This window comes from Pseudonocardia asaccharolytica DSM 44247 = NBRC 16224, assembly GCF_000423625.1.
Lineage (GTDB): Bacteria > Actinomycetota > Actinomycetes > Mycobacteriales > Pseudonocardiaceae > Pseudonocardia > Pseudonocardia asaccharolytica.
In genome coordinates this window covers 82,793-101,629 of sequence record NZ_AUII01000011.1, presented here as the reverse complement: position 1 = coordinate 101,629, position 18,837 = coordinate 82,793, and the positions used below count along the sequence as shown (strand labels likewise).

Here is an 18,837-nt window from a genome sequence, read left to right as displayed (position 1 = left end):
CCGAACCGAATTTGTGCTGGGATGACAAGTTCGGGCGCGAAGAATTAACCAGAGTTGCGAAGAGATCGAGAAGGGTCCAGAGCAGCATCGGATCCATGACGGCTGGGCATTCGCCGGCTGGATGGTCGCTGGCTGGGAACTCGTCAGGGGGGCCCGCCGGGCCGCAACCCGGTACCGGGAACCGCTCGGCCCGGCTCCGCGAGGCTGAGCGGGCCGAGAACTTCCCGGTCGCGCTGCGGGTGCTCCCGGCCCGGTTTCGGACCCATCTGCGTGCCGTCTACGACGTCGTCCGGGTGATCGACGACCTCGGCGACGAGGCCGACGGCGACCGGACCGCCCAGCTGGAGGCCTTCGCGGAGGATCTCGCGCTGGTCTGGGCGGGCGGAACCGCCGCGCCGCGTTCGCCGGTCCTGCGCAGGCTGGCCCCCACCGTCGACGTCTGCGGGCTGCCGCGCGAGCCGTTCGACCGGCTGATCGCGGCGAATCTGCAGGATCAGCGGGTCACCCACTACGAGACCTGGTCCGACCTGCTCGGCTACTGCGAGTTGTCCGCGGTGCCGATCGGCCGGCTGGTGCTCGCGGTGTTCGGCGAACGCGGTTCGGTACCCGATACGGCGACGATCCGGGCGTCCGACGAGGTGTGCACGGCGCTGCAACTGCTGGAGCACTGGCAGGACGTCGCCGAGGACCGCCTCCGGGGGCGCACCTACCTGCCGGCGGAGGATCTGGCGGCCTTCGGTGTCGGCGCCGACGACCTCGACGCGCCCAGCGCCGGGCCGGCGCTGCGCAGACTGCTCGCCTGCGAGACCGCCCGCGCGGTGGCGCTGCTCGATTCGGGTGCCGGCGTCGTGCGCCGGATGCGGGGCTGGGGCCGGCTCGCCGTGGGCGGCTATGTCGCCGGTGGCCGGGCCGCGGCCGACGCGCTGTGCCGCCAGGAATGGGACGTGCTGCGCCGGTCGCCCGCCCCCCGACGCCGTGATGTCGCCCGTCATCTCGTCGCCGAACTGACCCGGAGCCCTCGATGACGCCACCACGCCACGCGCCGAGCTCCTTGCAGGGGGCCTACGCGGCGTGCGAGTCCATCACCCGCAGCGAGGCGCGCAACTTCTACTACGGAATCCGGCTGCTTCCCCCGGCGAAGCGATCGGCGTTGTGCGCGGTCTACGCCCTGGCGCGGCGCATCGACGACATCGGCGACGGGGACCTGCCGGCCGCCGAGAAGGCCCGCGCGCTGGCCGAGGTCCGCACCGCGCTGCGCACCCCGCCGGACCCGGCCGATCCGGTCCTCACCGCGGTGACCGACGCCGCGGACCGCTACCCGATCCCGATGGGCGCCTTCGACGAGCTCGTCGACGGAGTCGAGCGCGACGTCCGGATGGACACGGCGGGGCTGACCTACCAGAGCTTCGAGGACATGGTCGGGTACTGCCGCTGCGTGGCAGGCTCGGTCGGGCGGCTGTGCCTGGGCATCTTCGGCTCCCGGCCGCATCCGGACGCGGACCGCTACGCCGATGCGCTCGGCATCGCGCTGCAGCAGACCAACATTCTGCGCGACATCCGCGAGGACCTGCTCAACGGCCGGATCTACCTGCCCCGCGAGGACCTGGACCGATTCAGTGCCGAGCTCGTCACCGACGAGCTCGGCGCGCTGGTGGACAAGACCGGCGGCCTGGCGCAGCTGATCACGTTCAGCGCCGCCCGCGCGCGCGAGTGGTACGCCGACGGGCTGCGCCTGATCCCGCTGCTGGACCGGCGCAGCGCCGCCTGCGCCGCCGCGATGGCCGGCATCTACCGCAGGTTGCTGGAGGACATCGCGGCCGACCCGTCGTCGGTGTACCGCCGCCGGCGGTCGCTGTCGGGCTGGCAGAAGGCCGGCGTGGCGGCGCGGGCGCTGTCCGGGCTGGGCGCGGTGCCGGGAGGCGCGACGCCATGAGCCTGCGCGTGGGTGTGATCGGCGGTGGGCTGGCCGGGATCACCGCCGCCCTGCGGTGTGCCGACGCGGGGTGCGCGGTGACGCTGCTGGAGTCCCGGCCCCGCCTCGGCGGGCTGGCGGCGTCGTTCCGTCGCGGCGACCTCGACGTCGACACCGGACAGCATGTGTTCCTGCGCTGCTGCACGTCCTACCGGGCGCTGCTGGAGCGGCTCGGGGTCGCCGACCAGGTGGTTCTGCAACATCGGTTGGACATCGAGGTCCGCACCCCCGGCCGCAGGCCGAGCCGGTTGCGCCGCAACCGCCTTCCGGCGCCCCTGCACCTCGCGGGGGCGCTGCTTCGTTACCGTCCGCTTCCGGTCCACGACCGGCTGCGGCTGATCGGCGCGGCGCTGGCGATGCGCGCGCTCGACCCGGCCGACCCCGCGACCGACGCGCGCAGCTTCGCCGAATGGCTGCGCGAGCACGGCCAGAGCGACCGCGCCGTGACGGCGCTGTGGGATCTGGTCGGGGTGGCGACGCTCAACACGACCGCGGACCGCGCCTCGCTGGCCCTGGCCGCCACCGTCTTCCAGCAGGGCCTGCTCACCGACCCCGCAGCCGGTGACATCGGCTGGTCCCGGGTGCCGCTGGGACGGCTGCACGACGACGCCGCGGGAGGCGCGCTGCGGGCCGCGGGGGTCGACGTGCGGATCTCGACGAAGGCCTGCGGCCTGGCGGCGCGGCCGCCGGGCTGGCGGCTCGCCGTCACCCGGGGAGTGGACAACAAGGAGGAGCTGGTGTTCGACCGCATCGTCTGCGCCGTGCCCCCCACGGCCGCGGACCGGCTGCTGCCCCCCGAGACCCTGCGGTGCCCACCCGGATGGGCCGAGTCCCTGGGCAGCTCGCCGATCATCAACGCCCACGTCGTCTACGACCGCCGCGTGCTCGACGCCGACTTCGTCGCCGCGCTCGACTCGCCCGTGCAGTGGGTGTTCGACCGGACGGCGGCCGCCGGGCCGCACCGCGACCGGCCGCCGGACGCGCAGTATCTCGCGGTCTCGCTCTCGGCCGCCGACGACGTGATCACCAGGCCGACGGCGCAGCTGCGCGCCCAGCTGCTGCCGGCGCTGGCCGCGCTGCTGCCGGCCGCCCGCGACGCCGCGGTGCTCGACTTCTTCGTCACCCGCGAACCGCACGCCACGTTCCGCGCGGCGCCGGGCAGCGCGGCGCTGCGCCCGCCCGCCCGCACCGCACTGCCGGGCCTTTTCCTCGCGGGGGCGTGGACCGACACCGGATGGCCCGCGACGATGGAGGGCGCGGTGCGTAGCGGCGAGGCCGCCGCGGACGCCCTGCTCGCCGGCGCGGGCTCGGTCGTCACCGGGGCGGCTGCATGACCGGGGGCCCGCGCACCGAACCGATCGACGCCCGCGCGGTGCTCGGCCGTTGCCGCGACGCCGTCGCCCCGGCACTGCGCGCCGCCGTCGCCCGGCTGGACCCGGCCAGCCGCGAACAGGCCACCTACCACCTCGGCTGGACCGAGCTCGACGGCCGCCCCGGCGCAGGCGGCGGGAAGGCGGTGCGCCCCGCACTGGCGCTGATCTCCGCCGCGGCGGCGGGCGCGCCGATCGCGGCCGGGCTGCCCGGCGCGGTCGCCGTCGAGCTGGTGCACAACTTCTCGCTGCTGCACGACGATCTCATGGACGGCGACACCGAGCGCCGCCACCGGCGCACGGTGTGGGCCCAGTGGGGTGCGGCGGCCGCGATCCTCACCGGGGACGCGCTGCTCGCCCTGGCCCACGAGGTGCTGCTGGAGGCGGGGTCGCCGGATGCGGCCGAGGCCGCGCGGCTGCTCGCCGCGACGGTCCGGGAGCTGATCCGCGGCCAGGCCGAGGACGTCGCCTTCGAGCAGCGCGACGACGTCACCGTCTCCGAATGCCTCGCCATGGCCGCGGGCAAGACCGGTTCGCTGCTGGCCACCAGCGCGGCCGTCGGGTCGATCCTGGCCGGCGGGCCCGCCGGTCTCACCGCGGCCCTGCACGGCTACGGCGCCGAGCTCGGGATGGCGTTCCAGCTCGTCGACGACCTGCTCGGGATCTGGGGTGACCCGGCGGTGACCGGCAAACCGGTGCTCTCGGACCTGCGCTCCCGCAAGATGTCACTTCCGGTGACCTATGCGGTGCACCACGGCGGGGCCGCAGGGCGCGAGCTCGCGCGCTGGTTGGCCGCGCCCGGCCCGGCGGGGGAGGTCACCGACGAACCGCAGCTGCGCCGGATCGCCGCGCTGGTCGAGGACGGCGGTGGCCGGGACTGGGCCGCGGCCGAGGCGCGCAGACGAATGGCTTTGGCGGAGAAGGCACTGGCCGGCGCCGAGCTTCCCGACCGACCCCGGGCGGAGCTCGTCGCGCTCGGCCGCTACCTCGTGGACCGGGAGTTCTGATGACCCTGACGACAGGCCGCGGCACCGGCCCGGCGCCGGCCACGACCGTGGCCGGGGCGCTCGAGGCGGCCACCGGTTACCTGCGGGCTCAACAGGTTCCGCAGGGCTGGTGGAAGGGCGAGCTCGAGACGAACGTGACCATGGACGCCGAGGATCTGCTGCTGCGCGAGTTCCTCGGCGTCCGGCAGGAACAGGAGACCGCCGAGGCGGCCCGCTGGATCCGTTCCCAGCAGGGCATCGACGGCAGCTGGGCGAACTTCCGCGGCGGCCCCGGGGACCTGTCGACCACCGTGGAGGCATGGGTCGTGCTGCGCCTGGCGGGCGACGAGCCCGAGGCGGAGCACATGCGCCGCGCCGCGGATTTCGTGCTGGCGGGCGGCGGCCTGGAACGCAGCCGGGTGTTCACCCGGATCTGGCTCGCCCTGTTCGGGCTGTGGTCGTGGGAGGAGCTCCCCGACATGCCCCCGGAGCTGGTGTTCCTGCCACCCTGGTTCCCGCTCAACGTCTACGACTGGGGGTGCTGGGCCCGCCAGACCGTGGTGCCGCTCACCATCGTCGCCACGCTGCGCCCGTCGCGCCCGCTCCCGTTCGGGGTCGACGAGCTGCGCACGGGCGCGCCGCGGCCCCCGCAGGCGCGGGCGTGGACGCTGGCCGGCGCGTTCGAGCGCCTGGACTCGGTGCTGCACCGTTACTCGCGCAATCCGATCCGGCCGCTGCGGCGGCTGGCGATGCGCCGGGCCGCCGAATGGGTGCTGGCCCGCCAGGAGGCCGACGGCTCGTGGGGCGGCATCCAGCCGCCGTGGGTCTACTCGCTGCTCGCTCTGCACCTGCTCGGTTATCCGGCCGACCATCCCGCGATGCGCGCGGGGCTGCGCGGGCTCGACCGGTTCCTGATCCGCGAACAGACCGGCGACGGCTGGGTGCGCAGGCTGGAGGCCTGCCAGTCCCCGGTCTGGGACACCTGCCTCGCCGTCACCGCACTGCTCGACGCCGGCGCCGCGCCCGACGACCCGGACGTGCAGCGCGCCGCGGACTGGCTGCTGGACGAGGAGATCCGGGTGCCCGGCGACTGGGCGGTGCGCCGCCCTGATCTCGAGCCGGGGGGCTGGGCCTTCGAGTTCGACAACGACGGCTACCCCGATATCGACGACACCGCCGAGGTGGTGCTGGCGTTGCGCCGGGTCGCACATCCGGACCACGAGCGGTTGCGCGGGGCGATCGACCGGGCGGTGGCCTGGAACATCGGCATGCAGTCCCGCGACGGCGGGTGGGGCGCCTTCGACGCCGACAACACCCGCGAGGTGATCACCAAGCTGCCGTTCTGCGACTTCGGCGCGGTGATCGACCCGCCGTCGGCGGATGTCACCGCGCATGTCGTGGAGATGCTCGCCGCCGAGGGCCGCGCCGACGACCCCGCCTGCCGCCGCGGGGTGGCGTGGCTGCTGGATGCCCAGGAGCCCGACGGGTCCTGGTTCGGCCGGTGGGGCGCCAACCACATCTACGGCACCGGCGGCGTGGTCCCCGCGCTCGTGGCCGCCGGGATCCCCGCGTCGGCTCCGGCGATCCGGCGGGCGGTGGGATGGCTGGAACGCCACCAGAACCCCGACGGGGGCTGGGGTGAGGACCTGCGCTCATACACCGATCCGGCGTGGATCGGGCGCGGCACGTCCACGGCCTCGCAGACGGCGTGGGCCCTGCTCGCGCTGCTGGCCGCGGGCGAGCGGTCCGGGGCCGTGGAGCGCGGGGTGCGCCGGCTCGTCGACACCCAGCTCCCGGACGGGTCCTGGGACGAGCCGGAGTTCACCGGAACCGGATTTCCGGGCGCCTTCTACATCCGCTACCACCTGTACCGGATGGTGTTCCCGATCTCGGCGCTCGGCAGATACCTGCGAAGGGGGAGTCCACGATGAGCCCCGTTGCGGCGGCCTACCCCGAGACCACGCTGCGCAGCCCGGTGGTCTGCGCCCCGCTGAGCGTGGAACGGGCCGCCCTCGGCAAGCGGGTCGGCGACGTGCCGGTGCGGCACACCGGCGCCGGCCGCGACCGGTCGGCCACCGCGGCCGCGCAGCTCGCCGCGGCCGGGCCGCGGCCCGTCCTCGTCGCCGGGGTGGCGGGCGCGCTCACCGCCCCGCTGCGTCCCGGCGACCTGGTGGTGGCCGACGAGGTGCGCAGCGAGGGCGCCGAGCCGATCCGGCTGCCCACCGCCCGGCCGCTGGCCGCGGCGCTGCGGCGGCTCGGGCTGCGGGTCCACGTCGGGCCGGTCTTCTCCAGCCCGGTCCTCGTCGGCGGCGCCCGGCGGGCCGCGCTCGCCGCCACCGGAGCACTCGCCGTCGACATGGAGTCGGCGTGGCTCGCGCCGGCCGCGGGTGGCGGCCCGTTCGCGGTCGTGCGGGCCATCGTCGACACCCCGGAGGCGCCGCTGGCCCGGCCCGGGACACCGGGCCGCGGGCTGGCCGCGCTGCGGTCGCTGCGCCGCGCCGCACCCGCGCTGCGGGACTGGGCGCAGGCCGCCGGGCCGCGCGCGGTCGAGCTGGCCTCGCCGAGGTCGTTCTGCGCCGGGGTGGAGCGCGCCATCGACACCGTGGACCGGGCGCTGGACCGCTTCGGCCCACCGGTGTACGTGCGCCGCCAGATCGTGCACAACGCCCATGTGGTGCGCAGGCTGACCGACCGCGGGGCGGTGTTCATCCAGGAGCTCGACGAGGTCCCGCCGGGCGCGCGGGTCGTGCTCGCCGCGCACGGGGTCACCCCCGCCGTCCGCGAGCAGGCCACCGCCCGGGATCTGTCGGTCATCGACGCCACCTGCCCGCTGGTCACCAAGGTGCACGCCGAGGTGCGCCGGTTCACCGGCCGCGGGCACACGGTGTTCCTGATCGGGCACGCCGACCACGAGGAGGTGCAGGGCACCGTCGGGGAGGCGCCCGCCGACGTGGTCGTCGTGGAGGACGTCGAGGCCGCGCTGCGGGTGCAGCCCCGCGACCCCGAGCGGGTCGCCTACGCGATGCAGACCACGCTCGCCGTCGATGAGGCCGAACGGATCGCCGAGGTCCTGCGCGGCCGCTTCCCCGCACTCGTGGGCCCGCGCACCGACGACATCTGCTACGCCACCACCAACCGGCAGCGCGCGATGCGTGCGGTCGCGGCGAGCACCGACCTGGTGCTGGTCGTCGGGTCGGAGAACTCCTCGAACTCGCGGCGGCTCGTCGAGGTGGCCGGCCGGGAGGGGGCGGCGGCGCATCTGATCGACGACGTGGACGACCTGGAGCTGTCCTGGCTCGCGGGCGTGCGCCGGATCGGGGTGAGCGCGGGCGCCTCGGCGCCCGACCACCTGGTCGCCGAGCTCGTGTCCTGCCTGTCCGGGTTCGGCCCGACGAGCGTCACCGCGAACCCCACCGTGACCGAGGACGTCGCGTTCACGCTGCCCAAGGAGGTGAGTTGAGAAGTGGCGATGCCGCTGCGGCAGACCCTGCGACTCACGGCCTATCTCGCGAAGCAGAAGATCCGGCGCGTCGAGAAGTTCCCGCTGCTCGTCGAGCTCGAACCGCTGTTCGCCTGCAACCTCACATGCGCGGGCTGCGGCAAGATCGCCCAACCCGCGTCGCTGCTCAAACAGCGGATGCCGGTCGAACAGGCGGTGGCTGCCGTCGAGGAGTGCGGCGCGCCGATGGTCTCCATCGCGGGCGGCGAGCCGCTCATGCATCCGCAGATCGACGAGGTGGTGCGCGAGCTGCTCGACCGCCGCAAGATCGTGTTCCTGTGCACCAACGCGGTGCTGCTGCCCCGCCACCTGCACCGGTTCACCCCGCACCGCGACTTCGCCTGGATGGTGCATATCGACGGGCTGCGCGAGCGGCACGACGCGTCGGTGCGCCGCCGCGGCGTCTTCGACCAGGCCGTCGCGGCGATCAAGCTCGCGCAGAGCCGGGGTTTCCGGGTCATGACGAACACCACGTTCTTCGACACCGACACCCCGCAGGACGTCATCGACGTGCTGACCTTCCTCAACGACGAGCTCGGCGTGGACAACATGCAGATCTCGCCCGGGTACGCCTACGAGAAGGCCCCCGACCAGGAGCATTGGCTGGGCGTGGCGCAGACCCGCGAGCTGTTCGCCAAGGCGTTCGCCGACGGGCGGCGCCGCCGCTGGCGGCTCAACCACTCCCCGGTTTTCCTGGACTTCCTCGAAGGGAAACGCGAGTTGTCCTGCACGGCGTGGGGTATCCCGTCATATTCCCTGCTGGGATGGCAACGGCCCTGCTACCTGCTCGACGATGGCTACGCGGCGACCTATGAGGAGCTCATCCGGGAGACCGAATGGTCGGCCTTCGGGCGCGGCCGGGACCCGCGGTGCGCGAACTGTATGGCGCACTGCGGCTACGAGCCCTCCGCGGTGCTGGCCACGGTCGACTCGCTCCGCGAGTCGCTGCGGGCCGCGACGGGTGGCTGAACCGGGTGCGACCGAGGATCGATGCGGTGGGGTCGTTATCTCCGCGTTATCAGCCTCAGTATGCTTCCGGCAGACAACATCGACCCGGAGAGGTAGTACCCGCGCATGCCGGAGCATCGGATGACGATCCATCTTCCGCCCCTCGGATCGTTGCTCCGGCAGGCCGGACGACCACTGCTCGAGTCCACCCTCATCCCGCTCGGCCTGTTCTGGATCCTGTTCAACCACGTCGGGTTCGACGCCGGGCTGTTCGCCGCGCTCGGCTGGTCGGCCGCCGCGATCTGCAGCAGGCTGGTCCTGCGCAAGCGCCTTCCGGCGATCCTGCTGATCAGCACCGCGCTGCTGGTGGTCCGGACGGTGGTCGGGTACTGGAGCGGGAGCGCGTTCCTCTACTTCATCCAGCCCACCGCGCAGAACTTCGTCTTCGCGCTGATGCTGCTGCTCACGATCGGCTTCGACCGGCCGCTGCTGGCGAAGCTGGCCGACGACTTCTGTGTCTTCCCCGAGGCGCTGACCGGGCATCCGCGGATCAAGCACTTCTTCCGGCGGGTCTCGGTGCTGTGGGCGATGGTGTTCCTGGTCAACGGCGCGACGACGCTCGCGGTGCTGGCCACCCAGACCGTCGGGGACTATCTGATGGTGTCCACGGCCGGCTCGTACACGGTCGTGGCCATGGGCATCGGGCTGTCGCTGTGGTGGTTCCACCGGTCGCTGGCCGGCGAGGGCATCCGGCTGCGCATCGGTGCGCCCGCGGCGGCCTGAGCCGGTCAGACCCGCCCGGCCAGCGCGGCCAGCTCCCCGTCCAGATCCCGGCGGCCGAAGGCCTCCGCGCCGCGGCGCAGCGCGGCCAGCCGGGACGGCTCGGCGCGCAGCCCCCGGATCGCCGCCGTCACGTCGGCGGGCCGCGGGCAGACGACGGCAAGTCCTGCCCGCGCCATCATCTCCGCGCCGGCGCGGCCGTGTCCGGGCACGGGCGCGGCGAACAGCACCGGCCGTCCGACCGACAGCGCCTCGGTGGCGATCATGCCGCCCGCGGTCGTCAGGACCACGTCGGCCGCCGTGATCTGCTGCGCGACCCGGTCGGTCCAACCGTGCACGACCAGCCGGTCGCCGGGCTCACCGCGGGCCAGCAGCCGGGCGCGCAACCGCTCGTTGCGCCCGCACAGCACCACCGCGGCCACCCCGGGTCCGGCCGCCAGTACGGCCTCGACCAGCGGCTCGAGCCCGCCGAAGGCCAGCGAGCCACCGGTCACCAGCACGACGAAGGCGTCGGCGGGCAGACCCGCGGCCGCGCGCGCGGCGGCCTGGTCGCCGGGCCGGAAGCAGGGGCCGACGGCGGGCGGGACGATCCTGATGTGGCCCCGCGGGGCCACCGCCCGTGCCTGCGCCCGGGACTCGGGCAGCAGCGTCCAGGTCTCGTCGAGCTCGGGCCACACCCAGAACGGGTGCACCGCGACGTCGGTGACGACCGCCACGGCGCGGGCCGGCAGCCTGCCGCGGCGACGCAACCAGGCCAGCCCGCCGGAGATCATCGGATAGGTCGAGACCACCAGGTCCGGCCGCTGCGCCGCCACCAACGGCGCCAGCGCCCTGCCCAGCCGGGCCGCCACCATCCGCTTGCACAGCTGCGCGACGCCGGGGAAGCGCACGAGCAGGTCGTAGCCCGCACCATAGAGGCCGGGAGCGAACCGCATCGTCCCCGCGTACGCGCGGCGCAGCAGCCCGTCGCGCCACCGGCTGCCGCGGCCGGTCCGCTCGACCTCGCGGATCTGTGCCTGCGGCCAGAGCACGCGCATCCGCGCGGCCAGAGCACGGGCCGCCGCGACATGGCCCTGCCCGACCGGTGCCGACAACAGCAGGATCCGCCGGGGTTCGGCTCCTCCCATACGGCCACGCTAGCGCGCCGTCGATCACCGGGGGCTTCGTGAGCTCACCGACGCTGCTGCCGCAGACCACCCGGACCGCGAACCCCGCCGCCGCGCCGCCGCGCCGGTTGCTGCTCGTGACCGGCAGCCTCGGCGCGGGCCACCACGCCGCCGCCCGCGCGGTCGAGGAACGGGCCCGCCAGGTGTGGCCGGGCGTCGAGGTGAGCTGGACCGAGACGCTCGACGGGATGGGCCGGTACACCGGGCGCCTCTTCCGCGCCGTCTACGCGGGCTGCATCCGCCGCCTGCCTTGGCTCTACGAGCTCTACCTGTGGCTGCTCTGGCACGTGGCCCCGTTCCGCGCCGGTACCCGGGCGATCATCGGCGCCTGGAGCGGGCGCGGCCTGGCCCGGTCACTGGCTCGCCACGATCCCGACCTCGTCGTCGCCACGTTCCCCGAGGGCATCACCGGGCTCGGGTGGTTGCGCAGGCGCGGCAGGCTCGCGGCGCCCGCGGTCGCGCTGATCGTCGATCCGGCGCCGCATCCGCTCTGGGCCGACCCGGCCCTGGATCTGCACCTGGTCTCCACCGCGGCCGGGGCGCAGCTGCTGGAACGCGCGGCCCCCGGCGCCCGGGGCCGGGTGTCGGGCCTTCCGGTCACGGCTCGGTTCGTCCCGCCCCCCGAGAGCCCCGGGACGGCCCCGGCGGACCACCGGCCGCGGGCCTATGTGTCGTGCGGCTCGATGGCCTTCGGGGATGTCGCCGCGGCGTGCACCGCCGTCCTCGATGCGGGCGCGGACGTGCTGGTCAGCTGCAGCCGCGACGCCGCGGTGCGGCGGCGGCTGGACCGGTTGGCCCGCACGCACCCCCGGGGCGACCGGATGCGGGTCGTGGACTGGATCGATGACCCCGCCGGCGCGACCGGCGCCTGTGACCTGGTGGTGACCAACGCCGGTGGCGCCACCGCGGCCGAGACGCTGGCCTGCGCCCGCCCGCTGCTGATCTTCGCCCCGATCGCGGGCCACGGCAGGGCGAACGCCGCCGTGCTCGCGCGGGCCGGCCTGGCCACGGTGTGCCCGGGACCCGCCGAGCTCGCCGCCGCGGTCGCCGAGCTCATCGAGCCGCGGCGGCGAGCCGCCGTGCAGCGGGACCTGCGGGCCTTCCTCGCCACCTCCGACCTCGCGGCCGACGTCGCGGCGCTGGCCGGGCTCGCCGCCGGGCGCCGCGCCACCCTCGGCCCCCGGCTGCGCGCGCAGGACGCGTTGTTCCTGCACGCCGCGACCGCGCGGGTGCCCCAGCAGGTCGGCGCCCGGATCCTGGTGGAGGACCCGGCGCGCCGCGACGACTGGCCCGACCACCTCGTCGAGCTGATCCGCCGCCGGGTCCCGGAGATCGGCCTGCTGCGCAGGCGACTGGCCCCGCCGCGGCCGGGGCTGCCGCTGCACTGGGTCGACGACGATGCCGCCGACCCGGCCCGGCACGTCCGGCCGCGGATGGTCGAGATCGGTCCCGACGCCGACCATCCGAACTGGGACGACGCGGTCACCGCCTTCTTCGCCACCCCCGTCGACCCGGTGCGCACCGGCTGGGAGCTGCAGGTCGCCCGGGACCGCGCGGTGGGCCAGGTCGCCGTGCTGGCGAAGGTGCACCACGCCCTCGGGGACGGTCTGGCCGTCACCGACGCGCTGGTGCGGCTGCTCGCCGACGAGGAGTCGGTCCGCCGGGTCGGGCCCGCGACGCAGGCCGATCCGGTTCGGCCGACCGTCGCCGGGCGCCGCGCCGGGGCAGTGAACACCGTGCACACCCTGCGCCGCGCCGCGACGGTCGCGCGCGGGGTCGCGAACCTCGCGCTCGCGGGCCCGGCCGGGGCGTCCCCGCTGACCGGCGCGGTGGCCGGCCCCGGCCACCGGCGGGTCAGCGTCCGGCTGGACGGCACCCAGGTGCGGGCCAAGGCCAAGGTCCACGGGGTCGGCACCACCGTGCTGCTGCTGGCCGTCATCGCCGACACCCTGCACACGCTGCTCGCCGGGCGCGGCCCAGGCACCGCCGTTCCGGCCACCGTCCGGGCCATGGTGCCGATGACCACCCGCACCAGCACCGGGGTGGGCAGCCGCGCGGCGGGCAACCGCACGGCCGCGGTGTCCATCGATCTGCCCACCGGCCCGATGCCCGCCGCCGAACGGGTCGCCCGCGTGGCCAGTGCGGTGGCCAACGGGTTCTCGGCCGGCCAGCCCGAGGCCGCCGCGGCCGTGCTGACCGTCCTGGGGCTGCTCCCGGGCCGGGTGCAGGCCGTGGCGGTCCGCCAGGTCTACGGCAAGCGCTTCTTCCACCTGCTGGCCTCGGTGATGCCCGGCGTGCGCCGCCCGCTGCACTGCCGCGGCGGGCTGGTCTCGGAGGTCTACCCGGTGCTGCCGCTGGCCGACGGGGTCGCGCTGGCCGTCGGCGCCCTCAACTGGGGCCGGACGACCGGTATCGGTATCACCGCCGACCCGAGCATCATCGGTGAGATCGAGGAAATCCCGGACCGGATCGCCGGGTCGCTGCGCACCATGTAGGGAACGATCGTTGCTGCGGCGGCTCGGTGGCTGTCCTGATCGGGGCTGGGGGTGACGATGGACTCCACGGCATCAGGCGCAATGCTGTTCATCGCGGTGCCCGCGGCACTGCTCGGCGCCGCGGGCTTCGGCCTGGCCAGCGCGGCCCAGCAGCGGGCGACCAAGGAGGTGGCGGTCACCCGGACGCTCAGTCCGCGGCTGTTGGTCGAACTGCTGGACCGGCCGATGTGGCTACTCGGGCTCGCCGCCACGGTACTGGCCCTCGCGATGCAGCTGGTGGCGCTCGCGTTCGGCCCGCTCGCGGTCGTGCAGCCGCTGCTGGTCACCGGAGTGGCGTTCGCCGCGGGCTTCTCCGCGCTCATGTCGCGGCTGCGGCCCGATCCGCTCATCCTGTTCGGGGCGCTGTGCTGCGCCGCAGGTCTCGCGGCGTTCCTGCTGCTCGCCCGGCCGACGTCGACCGGCGCGGGGGAACCGTTCGAGCTGCGTTCGGGGTTGCCGCTGGCGATCGCGCTGCTCGTGGTGGTGGCGGCCTGCCTAGGGTACGCGGGCGTGGTGCAGCATTCCTCGCGGGTGCTCGCGCTGGCGCTGGCGACAGGGGTCATCTACGGCGTGACGGCCGGGCTGATGAAGATCATCACCGGACAGCTGCGGATGGGCCTCGACGAACCGTTCCGCCATCTGACCCTCTACGCCGTGTGCATCATCGGTCCGATCGGGTTCCTGCTCAGCCAGAACACCTTCCAGCAGGGCAGGCTGGTGTCCCCGGCCGTCGCGGTGATCACCAGCGTCGACCCGATCGTCGGGGTCATGATCGGCGTGGGCTGGTTGGGCGAGCAGCTGGACACCTCCCCCGCCCGGCTCGTCGGGGAATGCTGCGCCGCGCTGGTGATCATCGCCGGGATCGGGCTCATCTCCGCGCGGGGGTCGCATCTCCTGCACCGGCTCGACGCCGCGGACGACGCCCCGTTGCCCGGCCCGCGCTCCGACCGGGCACCCGGATGAGGCTCACCGGGCGCTGCGCGGTGGTCACCGGTGCCTCCTCCGGAATCGGGGCGGCGGTGGCACAGCGGCTGTCGGCCGAGGGCTGCGAGCTGCTGCTGGTCGGCCGGGACCCGCGGCGGCTCGACGCGGTCACCGCGCGCACCGGCGGCCGCCCGCTGCGGGCCGACCTCGGCACGCCGGAGGGCGTCGAGGCGGTCTGCGCGGCCGCGACCGGCAGGGTGGCGCTGCTGGTCCACGCCGCGGGTCTCGGCGCGGCCGGTCCGCTCGCCGGCCTCGAGGCCGCGGCAGCCGCCGAGCTGATGGCGGTCAACCTGGCGGCTCCGGTCCAGCTCACCCGCGCGCTGCTGCCGACGCTGCGCGCCGAGGGCGGGCACGTGGCGTTCGTGGCGTCCATCGCGGCGGTCGGCGTGGCGAACGAGGCGGTCTACTCGGCGACGAAGGCGGGACTGCGCGGCTTCGCCGACGCGCTGCGCGTCGAGTCCGGCCTCGGCGTGACCACCGTGCTGCCCGGCGCCGTCGACACCCCCTTCTTCGCCCGCCGCGGCCGGGCCTACGGCCGCCGGTTTCCCCGGCCGGTGACCGCGGGGCGGGTGGCGGACGCGCTCGTCGACGCCGTGCTGCGCGACCGGGCCGAGGTGTTCGTCCCGCGTTGGCTCGCCCTCGGCGCCCGGGTCCATGGGCTGGCTCCGGGGGCCTTCGCCCGGCTGTCGAGACGTTTCGGCTGAGCGCCGGACCGGGCGCTCGGCCCGCGCGTGGTCCCTCTCACAAGTTGCCGACACCAGCCGTCAGCAGGTCAAGACTTGCGCACGTGCAGCGCGCACGCGGGCGGCCCGGACGTCGCTCCGCAGATCCGTCACCGCCGACGAAGCCAGGAGGACGGCCATGAATCTCGAGCCCACGCACGTTTCCGCCGAGATCGAGGGTGCGAGGGGCCAGCAGGCGCAGCCCGGATGGGTCGACCGGCTGGTCGAGCTGCACGTTCTCGCCGAGAACGGCGACACGGCTGCGGCGGCCGAGGCGGGCATCTGGATCGCCTCGGACGGCGAGGCCCGCCGGGTATGGGAGGACGTGGCGCGAACCTGCGACCAGCTCCGCGCCGCGCAACAGATCGAGTAGGACCGGGCTCAGCCGGCCAGCGCCGCCCGCAGCCTCCTCCCGCGCTCGCGATGGGCGGCCCGCACGGCCAGCGCCTCGTCGAGATCGACGGCGACGAAGCGGGTGCGCGTGTTCGGCGCGGACTGGGCGACGATGTCGAGGTCCCCCGACAGCACGGTGGCCACCATCATGTAGCCGCCGCCGGAGACGGCGTCGCGGTGCAGGATGATCGGCTCCACGCTTCCGGGGACCTGGATCGAGCCGATCGGGTACGGCGCGTCCACGATGTTCGACGGGTCCTGGCCCGCGCCGAACGGCGGCTCCCGCTCGACGGTCTCCAGCTTCGCGCCGGCGTAGCGGAACCCGATGCGATCGGCGACCGGGGTGAGCGTCCAGGTCGTGCCGAGGAAGGTCTTGCGGCCGGCGTCGGTGAGCCGGTGGTCGTAGAGGCCCATCATCACCCGGATCTCCACGTCCTTGGCCAGCACCGGCCGCAGCTCCTCGGGCACCCGCACCCCGGCCGTGCCGTCCGCGGACGGGCCGACCGGCAGCCGGTCGCCCTCGGTCAGCGGCCTGCCCTCCAGCCCGCCCAGCGCCCCGAGCCCGTAGGTGGAGCGGCTGCCCAGCACCGCGGGCACGTCGATGCCGCCGGCCACCGCGAGATATGCCCGCGCGCCCGCGGTCAGGTAGCCGAAGTCGAGCACGTCACCCGCCCGCACCTCGAACGACTCCCACAGCGCTCGCTCCTCGCCGTTGACCCGCGGGGTCATGGTCGCCCCGGTCACCGCGACCACCGCATCGACGGTGAACGCCAACTCCGGCCCGAGATAGACGCATTCCAGCGCCGCCGCGCCGGCCTGGTTGCCCACCAGCAGGTTCGCCGCGCGCAGCGAGTACTGGTCCAGGGCGCCCGAGGGCGGGATGCCGACGTCGTAGTAGCCGGTGCGGCCCCCGTCCTGCACGGTCGTGGACAGGCCGGGCTTGCGGACCTCGATCACGGCAATACCTCCAGGAGGCGCGCGTTGTAGCCGTCGGGATCGTCGAGGAACTCGTGCAGGCTGAACTCCACCGGCTCGGTCCTGATCCGGAACGTCCCGGCCTCGGCCTCGGCGAGGTGGGCGTCGTAGCGTTCCCGGTCGATCGGCGAGAACCGGACGATGTCTCCCGGGCGGAAGAACACCATGAAATCGGCGAAGTCGGGCAGCTTCTGGGTCGGGTCGTAGATCGGCGCCGGGGTGATTCCGAACAGCTGGTAGCCGCCCGCGCCGCGCACCGAGTAGATGCAGGAGAAGCAGCCGCCGTAGCCGACGGTCTGTTTGGGGGTGTCGGTGCGCGGGCGGAGGTATTTCGGCACGATGATCTGCCGCTCCCGCGGCACCATCTGGAACATGAACGGCAGCCCGGCCACGAACCCGACCATCGAGGTGAACCACGGCGAACCGGAATGCGCCGCGATGAACTCCTCGACGCTGGAATAGCCGTTGATCCGCGCGGCGTATTCGATATCGGTCGTCTGCGGCTCCTGGTGCCGGTCGCGGAAGCGCATCAGCGTCTCGGTCGTCCACGGATCGCGGTACAGGACCGGGATCTCCACGACGCGGGTGGGCAGCGCGAGATCGTGCGCGTCACCGACCTGGTGCTCCAGATCGCGCAGCCGGTCGAGCAGCTCGCCGGGAGGGATCACGTCGGGGTCGTAGCGGACCTGGTAGGACGCGTTGGCCGGGCAGATCTCCAGCACCCCGTCGGGACGTTTGTCGCGCAACGCCTTCGTGATCGCCATGACCCGGAAGTTGGCCTGCAGGCTCATCTGCTCGGCCATCTCGACGAAGATGAACTCGTCGCCGCCCCAGCTGTACCGCGCGGCCTCGACCTCGCTCACGATGCTGCCTCCCTGCGGTCGCGTAACCACTGTTCAAGGGTTCCGGTGTGGAACGTGCCGGTGCCGAACCACGGCTCCTCGAGCAGATCGGCGAACAACCCGGCCGTGGTGGGGACGCCCTCCACCGTAAGCTCGCCGAGCGCCCGGCGGGACCGGCGGATCGCGCTGTGCCGGTCCTCGCCCCAGACGACGAGTTTCGCCAGCAGGGAGTCGTAGAAGGGCGGGACGGCGCTGTCGGGTTCGAGCCAGGTGTCCACCCGTACCCACGGCCCCGCGGGCAGCAGCACCCGGCCGACCCGGCCCGGCGCCGGGAGGAAGTCGCGCGCCGGGTCCTCCGCACACACCCGGAACTCGATCGCCCAGCCGCGGGCGGCGATCTCGTCCTGGCGCAGCCGCAACGGTTCCCCGGCCGCCACCCGCAGCTGCTCGGCCACCAGGTCGATCCCGGTGACCAGCTCGGTCGTCGGGTGTTCGACCTGGATGCGGGTGTTCGCCTCGATGAAGAAGAACTCGTGCGTCTCGTCGTCGACGAGGAACTCCACGGTCCCGGCGCTGCGGTAGCCGACGGCGCGGGCCAGCCGCACCGCGGCCGCGGTCATCGCCGTCCGCACGTCCGCGTCGATACCCGGCGACGGCGCCTCCTCGACCATCTTCTGCCGCCTGCGCTGCAGCGAGCATTCCCGCTCGCCGACGTGCACGACGTCCGCGCCGTCGCCGAGTACCTGAACCTCGACGTGCCGGGCGCGGCGGATGTAGCGCTCCAGGTACATCCGGCCGTCGCCGAACGCGCCGGCCGCCTCCTTCGAGGCCGTTCCGAACGCCTCGCGCAGGCCCGCCTCGTCGTCGACGACCCGGATGCCGCGCCCGCCCCCGCCCGCGGCGGCCTTGAGCATCAGCGGGTAGCCGATCTCCCCGGCCGCGGCCACCCCCGCCGCCAGGTCCGCCACACCTGCGGCCGTGCCGGGTATCGTCGGGATCCCCGCGGCGGCCGCCACCTGGCGGGCCCGGACCTTGTCCCCCATCTGGTCGATCACTGACGCGTCGGGCCCGACGAAGACCATGCCGGCGTCGGCGACCGCGGCGGCGAACGCGGCCCGCTCGGCGAGGAACCCGTAGCCGGGGTGCACGGCGTCGGCACCCGCGGCCCTGGCCGCCTCGATGATCGTGTCCGCGGCGAGATAGCTCTTGCCCGCGGGCGACGGACCGATCTCGACGGCGGTGTCGGCCAGCCGCACATGGGGCGCCGCCGCGTCCGCCGTGCTGTGCACCGCCACCGTCGCGATCCCGAGGTCGCGGGCGGCCCGGATGATCCGCACCGCGATCTCGCCGCGGTTGGCGACGAGCAGTCGTTTCACCCCGCCTCGATGACGGTTGGTTCGATCACCGCGACCGGCTGGCCCGCCTCGACGACGTCCTCGTTCTCGACGAGGAACTCGATCAGCGTCCCGGCCGCACCCGCCGCGACCTGGTGGAAGGACTTCATCACCTCGACCAGGCAGACGGTGTCGGCGGCGGTGACCAGCTGTCCTTCGGCGGCGAACGGATCGCTGTCGGGGTCGGGCCTGCGGTAGAAGACACCGGGGATGGGCGAGACGATCTCGTGGCGGGCCATGGGGCTCCTTCTCTGTGGGGGTGGCTGCGACGG

The 18,837-nt window shown here is 74.3% G+C and carries 17 protein-coding genes; 12 read left to right on the top strand and 5 right to left on the bottom strand.

Annotated elements, in window-relative coordinates; translation table 11 throughout:
* Positions 1 to 95 precede the first annotated feature (95 nt).
* The 8 genes from hpnC (at position 96) to G567_RS0114025 (ending at position 9,558) form a co-directional block, all read left to right on the top strand.
* Complete coding sequence (gene hpnC / locus G567_RS28770) at positions 96 to 1,025, top strand: squalene synthase HpnC (RefSeq protein WP_084796140.1); 930 nt, start codon at positions 96 to 98, stop codon at positions 1,023 to 1,025.
* Positions 1,022 to 1,933: a presqualene diphosphate synthase HpnD gene (gene hpnD, locus G567_RS0114055; protein WP_028930503.1), complete on the top strand. Its 912-nt coding sequence runs from the start codon at positions 1,022 to 1,024 to the stop codon at positions 1,931 to 1,933. Before hpnC ends, hpnD begins: the two co-directional genes overlap by 4 nt.
* Positions 1,930 to 3,306, top strand: coding sequence for a hydroxysqualene dehydroxylase HpnE (gene hpnE / locus G567_RS0114050; RefSeq protein WP_028930502.1), 1,377 nt, complete (start codon positions 1,930 to 1,932; stop codon positions 3,304 to 3,306). Before hpnD ends, hpnE begins: the two co-directional genes overlap by 4 nt.
* Positions 3,303 to 4,349 carry a polyprenyl synthetase family protein gene (locus G567_RS0114045; RefSeq protein WP_028930501.1) on the top strand — a complete coding sequence of 349 codons (1,047 nt, stop codon included), beginning with the start codon at positions 3,303 to 3,305 and terminating at the stop codon, positions 4,347 to 4,349. The genes hpnE and G567_RS0114045 overlap by 4 nt, the downstream gene beginning before the upstream one ends.
* Positions 4,349 to 6,259: a squalene--hopene cyclase gene (shc, locus tag G567_RS0114040; RefSeq protein WP_028930500.1), complete on the top strand. Its 1,911-nt coding sequence runs from the start codon at positions 4,349 to 4,351 to the stop codon at positions 6,257 to 6,259. Before G567_RS0114045 ends, shc begins: the two co-directional genes overlap by 1 nt.
* The gene (gene ispH / locus G567_RS0114035; RefSeq protein ID WP_051233008.1) at positions 6,256 to 7,788 is read left to right on the top strand and encodes a 4-hydroxy-3-methylbut-2-enyl diphosphate reductase; all 1,533 of its coding nucleotides are present in this window, start codon (positions 6,256 to 6,258) and stop codon (positions 7,786 to 7,788) included. The genes shc and ispH overlap by 4 nt, the downstream gene beginning before the upstream one ends.
* 3 nt (positions 7,789 to 7,791) lie before the next feature.
* Entirely contained in the window at positions 7,792 to 8,796 is a 1,005-nt protein-coding gene (gene hpnH / locus G567_RS0114030) for an adenosyl-hopene transferase HpnH (RefSeq protein ID WP_028930498.1), read from the top strand.
* Between the two features lie 120 nt (positions 8,797 to 8,916).
* Positions 8,917 to 9,558 carry a VC0807 family protein gene (locus G567_RS0114025; RefSeq protein WP_245585650.1) on the top strand — a complete coding sequence of 214 codons (642 nt, stop codon included), beginning with the start codon at positions 8,917 to 8,919 and terminating at the stop codon, positions 9,556 to 9,558.
* A gap of 5 nt (positions 9,559 to 9,563) precedes the next feature.
* On the opposite strand, the gene G567_RS0114020 is transcribed toward G567_RS0114025, so the two are convergent.
* A complete protein-coding gene (locus tag G567_RS0114020; protein WP_037057190.1) occupies positions 9,564 to 10,682 on the bottom strand; it encodes an MGDG synthase family glycosyltransferase in 1,119 nt (372 codons plus the stop codon).
* 38 nt (positions 10,683 to 10,720) lie between these two features.
* Between G567_RS0114020 and G567_RS28765 the strand changes: the two genes are divergently transcribed.
* The 4 genes from G567_RS28765 to G567_RS0114000 all read left to right on the top strand — a co-directional run bounded on the left by G567_RS28765 (position 10,721) and on the right by G567_RS0114000 (position 15,334).
* On the top strand, positions 10,721 to 13,216 hold the full coding sequence (locus G567_RS28765; RefSeq protein WP_051233007.1) for a wax ester/triacylglycerol synthase domain-containing protein: 2,496 nt from the start codon (positions 10,721 to 10,723) through the stop codon (positions 13,214 to 13,216).
* 81 nt (positions 13,217 to 13,297) lie between these two features.
* Positions 13,298 to 14,218 (top strand): DMT family transporter, encoded by a 921-nt coding sequence (locus G567_RS0114010; protein ID WP_245585649.1) that lies wholly within the window; start codon positions 13,298 to 13,300, stop codon positions 14,216 to 14,218.
* On the top strand, positions 14,215 to 14,943 hold the full coding sequence (locus tag G567_RS0114005) for an SDR family NAD(P)-dependent oxidoreductase (RefSeq protein ID WP_028930494.1): 729 nt from the start codon (positions 14,215 to 14,217) through the stop codon (positions 14,941 to 14,943). Before G567_RS0114010 ends, G567_RS0114005 begins: the two co-directional genes overlap by 4 nt.
* Before the next feature lie 157 nt (positions 14,944 to 15,100).
* Positions 15,101 to 15,334 (top strand): hypothetical protein, encoded by a 234-nt coding sequence (locus G567_RS0114000; RefSeq protein ID WP_028930493.1) that lies wholly within the window; start codon positions 15,101 to 15,103, stop codon positions 15,332 to 15,334.
* An 8-nt stretch (positions 15,335 to 15,342) separates the two neighbouring features.
* Here the strand turns inward: G567_RS0114000 and G567_RS0113995 are convergent, their stop codons facing one another.
* Genes G567_RS0113995 through G567_RS0113980 form a run of 4 tightly spaced genes read right to left on the bottom strand, consistent with a single transcriptional unit; the run spans position 15,343 to position 18,804 of the window.
* Positions 15,343 to 16,311 (bottom strand): 5-oxoprolinase subunit C family protein, encoded by a 969-nt coding sequence (locus G567_RS0113995; RefSeq protein WP_028930492.1) that lies wholly within the window; start codon positions 16,309 to 16,311, stop codon positions 15,343 to 15,345.
* Positions 16,308 to 17,192, bottom strand: coding sequence for a 5-oxoprolinase subunit B family protein (locus G567_RS0113990; RefSeq protein ID WP_037057187.1), 885 nt, complete (start codon positions 17,190 to 17,192; stop codon positions 16,308 to 16,310). Before G567_RS0113990 ends, G567_RS0113995 begins: the two co-directional genes overlap by 4 nt.
* Positions 17,189 to 18,547, bottom strand: coding sequence for an acetyl-CoA carboxylase biotin carboxylase subunit (locus G567_RS0113985; protein ID WP_028930490.1), 1,359 nt, complete (start codon positions 18,545 to 18,547; stop codon positions 17,189 to 17,191). Before G567_RS0113985 ends, G567_RS0113990 begins: the two co-directional genes overlap by 4 nt.
* Positions 18,544 to 18,804 carry an acetyl-CoA carboxylase gene (locus G567_RS0113980; protein WP_028930489.1) on the bottom strand — a complete coding sequence of 87 codons (261 nt, stop codon included), beginning with the start codon at positions 18,802 to 18,804 and terminating at the stop codon, positions 18,544 to 18,546. Before G567_RS0113980 ends, G567_RS0113985 begins: the two co-directional genes overlap by 4 nt.
* Positions 18,805 to 18,837: the final 33 nt, after the last annotated feature.

Coding starts and splice junctions, on each gene's coding strand:
- hpnD (WP_028930503.1), top strand. CDS start 1,022: ATGACGCCACCACGCCACGCGCCGAGCTCCTTGCAGGGGGCCTACGCG.
- G567_RS0114045 (WP_028930501.1), top strand. CDS start 3,303: ATGACCGGGGGCCCGCGCACCGAACCGATCGACGCCCGCGCGGTGCTC.
- hpnE (WP_028930502.1), top strand. CDS start 1,930: ATGAGCCTGCGCGTGGGTGTGATCGGCGGTGGGCTGGCCGGGATCACC.
- shc (WP_028930500.1), top strand. CDS start 4,349: ATGACCCTGACGACAGGCCGCGGCACCGGCCCGGCGCCGGCCACGACC.
- G567_RS0113980 (WP_028930489.1), bottom strand. CDS start 18,804: ATGGCCCGCCACGAGATCGTCTCGCCCATCCCCGGTGTCTTCTACCGC.
- G567_RS0114020 (WP_037057190.1), bottom strand. CDS start 10,682: ATGGGAGGAGCCGAACCCCGGCGGATCCTGCTGTTGTCGGCACCGGTC.
- G567_RS0114025 (WP_245585650.1), top strand. CDS start 8,917: ATGACGATCCATCTTCCGCCCCTCGGATCGTTGCTCCGGCAGGCCGGA.
- hpnC (WP_084796140.1), top strand. CDS start 96: ATGACGGCTGGGCATTCGCCGGCTGGATGGTCGCTGGCTGGGAACTCG.
- ispH (WP_051233008.1), top strand. CDS start 6,256: ATGAGCCCCGTTGCGGCGGCCTACCCCGAGACCACGCTGCGCAGCCCG.
- G567_RS0114005 (WP_028930494.1), top strand. CDS start 14,215: ATGAGGCTCACCGGGCGCTGCGCGGTGGTCACCGGTGCCTCCTCCGGA.
- G567_RS0114000 (WP_028930493.1), top strand. CDS start 15,101: ATGAATCTCGAGCCCACGCACGTTTCCGCCGAGATCGAGGGTGCGAGG.
- G567_RS0114010 (WP_245585649.1), top strand. CDS start 13,298: ATGCTGTTCATCGCGGTGCCCGCGGCACTGCTCGGCGCCGCGGGCTTC.